Origin of the sequence: Bacillus sp. S10(2024) (genome assembly GCF_050473865.1) — a bacterium.
Lineage (GTDB): Bacteria > Bacillota > Bacilli > Bacillales > Bacillaceae_G > Bacillus_A.
Genome location: NZ_JBFLUR010000009.1, coordinates 1 through 7,668, shown reverse-complemented (window position 1 = coordinate 7,668; position 7,668 = coordinate 1). Strand labels below are relative to the sequence as shown.

The window sequence follows — 7,668 nt, the reverse complement described above, 5'->3', positions numbered from 1 at the left end:
CAAATGTTTATAGATATAAAAAATTAGGTAAATTCATAGATATTCAAAAAGGAAGCAACTTAATTATTTCTTTGGTAAAGCGTAAATAAAAGCAATAAAAAAGAGGGTCTAAAAAAGACTCTCTTTTTTATTTTTTGGTATTGAAAGGGAAAATTAGATACCTCGATGTAAGATGTAATATTCACCTGTTTCAAGTTTTTGAGTAAATGTAATAATTTTTTCTAATTGAATTATTAAATCTTGTTTGTTGAATTGCAATTCTTTATATTCTCCTTCATCTTTATTATTCTCATTCCATTCATATTGTCCGGTTAAATAAATTTTGTCAGGGGCATTTCTAATTAAATTTTCCCAAGAAGTAAGAATGTTTTTAAAAATTAAAGCGGATTTTTTATCAAATAAAGTTAATTCATAATAATTAATACCAAATTGTCTTGGGAAGTTTGGATTTATAGGGTTAATACTGGGAATCCACTTCAAAGAATCATTAATATATACAATGAAATCGTCATGAATTGTAACCATATCAATAAAATCTAATTCATTTTTATTTAATTTCCAAATGTATTTCATATCTATGTTTTTTTTTATTAAAAAGAATTCATGTTCTAATGTCATAATTTTCCCCTTTTTATTTTTTTCTGTTTATAGCATTATAACAAACTATATCTATATAACGAGGTTGGTTTTTTTATCTTTTATCAGGCCAAACAGGGGTACCGCCAGCATTTCAGAAAAAAACCATGCTAAGCAAAAAAACTAGCCTCTACAAAAGAAGCTAGTTGACGTAAAATTCGTTCTCGGAAGTTCAGGTTTGTATGTATTTGTTCAAGTTTAGGAATTTATTCTCTCCATTTGTCTTTATTGCTATATGTTTCATAATCAAACTTTGGCATATAATCAAATTCTTCGTCATTTTTCTGTTCATATGCTTCTCTAGCTACACTCAATAAAGATTCAAACTCTATGTCCTTCGGCATTTCCTCAGGATTTTGTAAAACTTCGTAATAGAAGTCCCGTCCATTTGCTACAACCACACATCTTGCATACAGAAAATTGTCTACGGAGAAAAATTCTTCTTCGTTTACATAGGCATACTCACCAATGTTCTTTGCATATTCAATACCGTCCAAATCGTAAAGCAATTTCGAGAGTATGTCCTCAAAAGCAAATATATCTTCATTGGAACTTTCACTTAAATAGTTTACCGCCTTTTCCAAAACCGCTTCGTCATCACCTTCATGCTCCCAATCAAACATATCAATAATTTTCCAGAACTCATTCTCGTCCATCTTCTGATTTTGAGATGTGTTAAACATATTAACCTTCTCCTTTGTTTTCTTTTTATTTATAACTACATTTTGATGATTTTGATTACAACCAAACAGACTGCATATCAAAAAGAGGGAAACAAATAACTTTTTCTTCATATAAGTCCCCCTTTTTTTCTCCATTGTACCATTTAAAAAAAGGCATGTATCGTGTTTTTTAGATTGTATAATCTATTCAAATTCAGTTAACATAACATCCTATTATCGGTAGCAAGGATAAAGGAGAATCCCTTGTGAGAGTAGGGATTCTCCTTTATCCTTTTCTATTACTCTATGCATCTTTTTATACATTCCTATCTTGACGCAGGTTTTCTGGTTCTCGTTTGTTACTGGATTAGCCAAAAAACTGTATAAAATCCTGCATATTATTCGTTCTTTTAAAATTTCATGTACAATAATTGAAATTCATTTATTTACTGAACAAGTTAGAGAAGAATCCTTTCTTTTTTTTCTCTTCTCCTTTGGCTGCTGCGAGTTGTTGAATGCTCCGTATATTTTCCATTAACATTTTATCTCTTTCATTTGTTCGTTCTTCTTGTCTTTTTAATTGTTGTCCCACTTGTTTAAGGAGCTCACGATCCGCTTTACGTTCATCCTCAATTTTTTCTAACAGGGCGTAATAAGAGTTTCGTTCTTGCTCCATTTCTTGGATTTTCTCTATAAGACTTTTGTTAAGTTGTTCTTGATTTTTTACATAATTCATTAATGATTGTATAGCTTCTTCTGTTAAAATAGATGGTTCAGCTGATATAGGATTTAAAGAGTGGGTAACAGAATGGGTTTCATTTTGGGATTCCTTTTTCTTTTTTTGAAGAGCGCCCCCCGCTCTTTCTAAAGAGTGTCCACCTTGACGCCTTGATACAATAACCTTTGCAGCTTGTTCTAAATTAAACCTTTGTTCCTGTACTAAAGTTTTAAACAAAATAAGTGTGTCTTCATCATAGCGGGTATAGTAGCGAGTTCCATCTTCATTCTTTTCCCAGCCATACCCGTTCTTTTCTAGAGCGGCAGCCCATTTTCTTAAAGTGCTTATTCCGATACCTAGCCGCTCGCTCATTTCCTTATTTAGCAAGACATATTCGTATCTTTTCACGCTCTCACCTCGCTCTCTAGAATAGCATAAAACGCTCTCCATCCGCTCTTGAACTCGCTTTTCAATGGTTATTCGAGGATTGAAAGGGATTTCCTTTGTATTTTTTGCTTAGCGTGTTTTTTTTTAAAATACTAACAATCCCCCTATAACTTACCTTTCTAATTATTAATTATTAAAAATAGAAGATAAATCACGATAAAAATAGCACCAAAAAAGGCTGCAACAAATCATTGCGGCCCTTTTTATTGTGATGCTACAATGCGTTTCTTACTATTTAACATTAAAATAATTAAAGTAATTAAAGGAGGTACATATATGGAAATTGGAAAAAAAATAAAACATTTAAGATTAATAAATAAAATGACACAAGAAGATGTAGCTAGCCAATTATTTATTTCAAGACAAGTTATATCTAAATGGGAACTAGGAAAAAGTCTTCCCGATCTAACCAATTTATTAGCCTTAAGCAATCTATTTAATGTTTCAATTGATTCTTTATTAAAGGAGGATTCAAATTTGCAAAATCAGATAATAAAACAAAGCAATTACAAAAGATATTTACTAATAGCCGCTATATATATATATTCTTTGATTACTCTTATTGTTATATTTTATTGTCTTATTGCTTTTTTACTTATACCAAAAGACATAAAAACATCAGATCTAAAAGTTATTAATTCACACTTTTATAAAAAAAACGATAAAGAAGAAATTCTATATATTTATAGTAAATTAACACCTTTTTTCTCCAATTATTCAGGGGATTATAGCCTCAATGTAAAAGAACATGAAATAAACATTCATGCTAATCGAAATTCAATTCCTTTTAGAAATAAAGATGTTTTATTTTCAATTGAAAAAGATATATCTCATGGAATAGATTGGGAAGAAAAAGATGTTTACATTGTAGATGAAAACAATAAAAAAATACTTATATATAACCATAAAAATAAACAACTGTATTACCAACTAAAAAATTAAAAAGTAGGCGATCAAAATTAAAAACATTTATAAATATATTTTTATACTAACTACGCTTATTCTTAATATAATTAGTTCTCTACTCATTATGAATACTGCATTTACACCAGGGAATATGGTATTTGCTATTACATTTTTATTTTTCACCATGCTATTTCAATCAACTACAATGCTATTTATTATATATATGATTAAAAATGATACATCTAAAAAGCTAAAAATAATATTATATGTATTTTTAACACTAGATATATTTATCTTTTTATCATTGCTATACATGACATATATAGTAACAACAACATTAAAATATTATTAACATTTTTATAGTAAGGGAATGCTTGTATACTGATCTGTACTGCATTCCCTTATTATATGTATGCTATATTATCTACTTAATAGAAAAATAAAGTAGATAAAGGTAGTTGTATCGTGTCTGTCAACGGTAAGCGGACAGAATGAAGCGAAAGCGAAATGAAGGAGCATTAAGGAGTTGACAGACTCACTATGCAACCCTCTTGTGGTTGTCAAAAGGTATCCTTTTGACCCTGCCAACCGGCGAGGGAGCCCCTCAAGGATTGAGGGGTTGGGGAGTTCGATTGATGGGGTCAAGGGGAAGAGTTCCCCTTGTAGGTTCGGACAAAGTCCGAGGTCTTTTTGCCATGTTAAACATGGCTCGGCAACGCCGACAAGCGTCGCAGACCCCTATCGATTTTGATGCGTTAGCGTCAAAATACGTATAGGGTTACGTTAATTGACTCCATTTCGTCGCTTTGCTAGACTTATGGTATCAATTAATCTAGGGGAAGTGGTGGCACTTTATGTTGGCGTCTATCTCATTTAATCAATCTCACCAAAGTTCGTTGAGCCATAATAACAGAGAAAACATTCATGGGAATCCTGGTATTGATCCAGCCAGGTCAGAGGAGAATATTTACTTTGTTCAAAAGGACATCCGAAGTGTATACAAGGATGTTTTTCAAGAGGCGGTGGACAAGTATAACGAGAAACAAAAACGGAATGATCGTAAAATAAATGATTACTATGCCAAAGTACATAAAGACGATAAGACACATGAGCAACGAGAATTGATCGTAGCGATTGGAGAAGGCAAAGATGACCCAAAGTATAGGGAAGCAAAGAAAGAAGCGTTTAAAACGGTATGCAGAAGCGTTTCAAGAGCGTAATCCAAATCTAGCAGTCTATAACATGGTGTTACATGATGACGAAGCAAATCCGCATCTACATATTAACTATGTACCGAATTTCGAAAGTAGTCGAGGCTTAACGAGGCGTGTCGGAATGGATAGAGCCTTGCAACAACAAGGCATAAAAGGAAAAGGAACGGAACTTATTGCGAATTGGAGAACATTAGAAACGGCTTATATCGAGGAATTAGCAAAAGAACATATTCCTGATTTTGAAAGGGCAAATGTAGGGTCTCACAAGTACATGAAAGTCCGTCAGTATAAGGAATATGCAGAAACAAAATCATTTATTGAAAATCAAGTACAAGAAAAAGAAACGCAATTACAAGTTGTCGATCATCATTTGAAAGATGCTGAAGAAAAAGCAAAAGAATTACAGATGGTGAAAAAGCGTTTGGAAAGTGATGTCGTTGAGAAGTACAAAGAATTAGAGACAATGAAGCAACAAGTGGAAAGCGGAAGTGAAAAGCTGCAGCTGATTGGCCAACGTTATGTAGAGTTAGAAAAAAGAGTAAAACAAAAGCAAGAAGAATTAGATCGTGTTGCGGATCAAGTACCACATGAACCTGTTAAAATTCCATTTTTGCGTAAAGAAGTAATAACAGAAGTACAGGATAAGATGTTTGGAAAAGCTGAAATCAAGAAGAAACAGACAAGAAATTATGTGTTATCACCAGAACAATATCAAGAATTAACAAAACAAGTGAATGCAGCGGTGACTATCAAAAAGGATTATGAGCATTTGAGAAAAACAGATTTTGTGAAAGAGTATCAAAGTTTACGAATGACTGCAGAAGGTTGGATGGAAGAGAATAGGACATTGAAACAAGAAAAAGGTCAGTTGCAAAAAGAAGTGGGGACGTTAAAGACTGAAATAAGTTCTTTAAAAGCTCATATAAGAGATTTACAGACAAATATAAAGGTTTTATATCAAGAAACAAAAAAAGTCTTTAAAGAGCAATTTAAGACGTTTAGAGCGATTATTAAAAATGAATTGGATAATAAGGGAATAGATAATCAATTTGAACGTGAGTATAAGAGGGAAATGAGCAATAAACATCGAGGATTTGATATGGAAAGATAAAAAAATTGGGGAAACTTTGTTTCCATCTTTCAGGTTATTGAAAACGTGATAGAATGAAAAAAGAGCCATGCGGGAACATGACTCTTTTAAAAGGGTATTCTACGAAAATACCTAAAAGAAAATTATCTGGTTATAGGTTATCATAATTTGATTTATAATCAAATAGCAAAAAATAGGTGTTTTTGTTGATTCCCTCAATTTAAGGAGGAATTAACTAGATATGACAAAGAAAATTATTGATTTTGGACAAGTTGAAAAAAAAGCAAAAGAAAGAGATAGCAAAATTAATAGTATTTATGAAAAACTTGAAGGCACTGGTGGACTTTCTGAAGAAGAAAGAGCCATGATGCTACAAGTATTAAGTAAAATGTCTGGTGGAGAAGAATATTTTATTGGTAAAAAGAAAAAAACCTACGGATCGGGTGAGATTTGTGCAAATGATTACAGAGAATATTGATTATTTATGTGAAATTGGCTATTTAACTCAACCGGAAAAGGCATTTTTATTTGATATTTCAAGATTTCTAGAATTTAAATCAAATGTTGTTGTTGAAAAAAATAAAGATGATGATATAAACCGAATGCAGCATCTCCTAGTTATTTAGCTAAGAAATTAGGGAAAACAAGGACTTCTATTTCAAAAATGATGAATGAATTGCTTGAAAAAGGAGTTTTAGGAGTGGCAGAAACTGGTGTAATAACTGAAGATGGAAGAACTTGTTCAGCAAGGACTTGGTTTGTTAATCCTAATATATTATGTAATTCACCTAAAGATGATATTGATAGAGCGACTCAACAAATTTTTTCAAAAGCTTTACGTAATATTAAAATTGAAGGTAATAGAAAAAAACATAAACTACCAATTTATTTATTTTAGATGTCAATTTATATTGACATCTTTTTTTATTTATCATTTTCCATTTTATAGGTGTTAAATTTTTTTAACACAGGTGTTAAAAAAATTTAACACCTTATGTCTTATAAACCCTTGCTATTACTGGCTTTCTTCACTTTACTCTTCTCACTCTTATATATAGGGCTAAAAGTTCCGCAAGGAACGGGTCGTATTTTTGAGAAAACCACTCAAAAATCTCCACCCTCAAAATAAAAAAGTCGGTTCGTTAATCCTCACCTAAAGGCTACAGCCTTTTCTTTTTTATTTTGTCCTTGCAAAACTTTTTTCGGCTGGTTTTTAGCTTTTGCCAAGCCGAACAGACCAAAAACGAGGATTTAGATGGTTCGACTTAGACTAGCAATTGTACCAGCCGAACCACCCAGTCCTATCGATCTATTCAGTTCTCTTTTGCAATATGCAGTTACGTTAAATTCTTGGGGGCTAGCCCCCAAACCCCCAGCCAGCACTCACACCCAAAAACAAGGGAAATACCGAATAGACATTTACATTTTTTGTATTTTCTTGAATACAAACCCTATTTTGGTATAAATAGGTTGAGGAAGCGCTAACATTATAGTATTGTTATAATGTGGTTGATTTACATAATGAATTAACTATATTACATACGCAAACTATTGTATTTTTGAAGGAGAGGTTATTATGGTATTGAAGAAAGCTAGTTTTAAATTGGCAAGTATTTTTGTTTTATCTATGATTCTATTATTAGGGTTATTTTCACCTGTAGAATCATATGCTCAAACTATTGATAATAGTGTTGCTTTATCATCTGAAATTAACGAAGGTGATGCGGCTTTAAGAAGTGATCCAGGGGAAAACGCTTATTATAATTCGTTAATGGTTAAATATGGAGTATTTAGTCATGATGGTGTTTGGTCTTGGCATAAAGGATCTTTTGGTCATCCAATTGAGTCTTTAGCCTATCATTATAATAAACATGGGAAATCAGTTGGAGCTACAACAATGACGCAATATATAAATAAATCTATAGCATTTAAAGCTAATCTTAAAGGAGCAACAACATCAAAAGTTAATGGAGCGGTTCCAAATGTTTATAGATA

5 protein-coding genes and 2 pseudogenes are annotated in these 7,668 nt (G+C 31.9%); 4 read left to right on the top strand and 3 right to left on the bottom strand.

The features are described 5' to 3' along the window. Nucleotides 1–153: 153 nt before the first annotated feature. From AB1280_RS24505 to AB1280_RS24495, 3 genes are all read right to left on the bottom strand, one after another. The gene (locus tag AB1280_RS24505) at nucleotides 154–618 is read right to left on the bottom strand and encodes a hypothetical protein (RefSeq protein ID WP_429757417.1); all 465 of its coding nucleotides are present in this window, start codon (nucleotides 616–618) and stop codon (nucleotides 154–156) included. A 224-nt stretch (nucleotides 619–842) separates the two neighbouring features. Continuing rightward, the gene (locus AB1280_RS24500) at nucleotides 843–1,430 is read right to left on the bottom strand and encodes a DUF4240 domain-containing protein (protein WP_429757415.1); all 588 of its coding nucleotides are present in this window, start codon (nucleotides 1,428–1,430) and stop codon (nucleotides 843–845) included. Between the two features lie 310 nt (nucleotides 1,431–1,740). Then, entirely contained in the window at nucleotides 1,741–2,424 is a 684-nt protein-coding gene (locus AB1280_RS24495; RefSeq protein ID WP_429757414.1) for a MerR family transcriptional regulator, read from the bottom strand. Nucleotides 2,425–2,739: 315 nt separating this feature from the next. Here AB1280_RS24495 and AB1280_RS24490 point away from each other — a divergent pair, with 315 nt between their 5' ends. From AB1280_RS24490 to AB1280_RS24475, 4 genes and pseudogenes are all read left to right on the top strand, one after another. Next, nucleotides 2,740–3,405 (top strand): helix-turn-helix domain-containing protein, encoded by a 666-nt coding sequence (locus AB1280_RS24490; RefSeq protein WP_429757413.1) that lies wholly within the window; start codon nucleotides 2,740–2,742, stop codon nucleotides 3,403–3,405. A gap of 818 nt (nucleotides 3,406–4,223) precedes the next feature. Beyond that, a pseudogene (locus tag AB1280_RS24485) lies at nucleotides 4,224–5,694 on the top strand (plasmid recombination protein). Nucleotides 5,695–5,914: 220 nt separating this feature from the next. Further along, nucleotides 5,915–6,571 (top strand): annotated as a pseudogene (locus AB1280_RS24480) (MarR family transcriptional regulator). A 678-nt stretch (nucleotides 6,572–7,249) separates the two neighbouring features. Continuing rightward, nucleotides 7,250–7,668, top strand: a 419-nt coding sequence (locus tag AB1280_RS24475) for a hypothetical protein (RefSeq protein ID WP_429757416.1), incomplete at its 3' end; no start/stop codon positions are given.

Bases quoted from the DNA above. Each gene is read 5' to 3' on its own strand.
- AB1280_RS24505 (WP_429757417.1), bottom strand. From the start codon at position 618: ATGACATTAGAACATGAATTCTTTTTAATAAAAAAAAACATAGATATG.
- AB1280_RS24500 (WP_429757415.1), bottom strand. From the start codon at position 1,430: ATGAAGAAAAAGTTATTTGTTTCCCTCTTTTTGATATGCAGTCTGTTT.
- AB1280_RS24490 (WP_429757413.1), top strand. From the start codon at position 2,740: ATGGAAATTGGAAAAAAAATAAAACATTTAAGATTAATAAATAAAATG.